This window comes from Corynebacterium sp. HMSC064E07 (genome assembly GCF_001815745.1).
GTDB classification, from domain to species: domain Bacteria; phylum Actinomycetota; class Actinomycetes; order Mycobacteriales; family Mycobacteriaceae; genus Corynebacterium; species Corynebacterium jeikeium_D.
The window spans coordinates 1-273 of the sequence record NZ_KV821794.1 but is presented as its reverse complement, the minus strand read 5'-3'; the positions used below and the strand labels follow the sequence as shown (position 1 = coordinate 273).

The following is a 273-nucleotide window of genomic DNA, read 5'->3' as shown; positions in this document are numbered from 1 at the left end:
AAAAAACAATGAAAGGCCCAAAAACCTGACAAAAACAGACAAACAACCACCACACACAAACAATGCATGCGGCCTGGCCGTTATCCAAAAATAAAACGTTCTCCCCTTCGAACCGACGAGGCCAAAAAAGAAGAGAACAACCATGATCTTTCCCACAAATGAAAAAACCACGCGAAAAGCACCCAAACAAAGGCGCCGCCACGCAATCCATCACCCGCAAGCACAAAAGGACCCAAAACAAACAAAGGCCCCCGGCACCCACCAGCAACACAC

At 48.0% G+C, this 273-nt stretch carries 1 protein-coding gene; it reads right to left on the bottom strand.

Annotation, left to right across the window (positions count from 1 at the left end; genetic code table 11):
* Positions 1-80: 80 nt before the first annotated feature.
* The coding region (locus HMPREF3053_RS11140) for a hypothetical protein (protein WP_210400033.1) at positions 81-273 on the bottom strand (193 nt) is incomplete at its 5' end.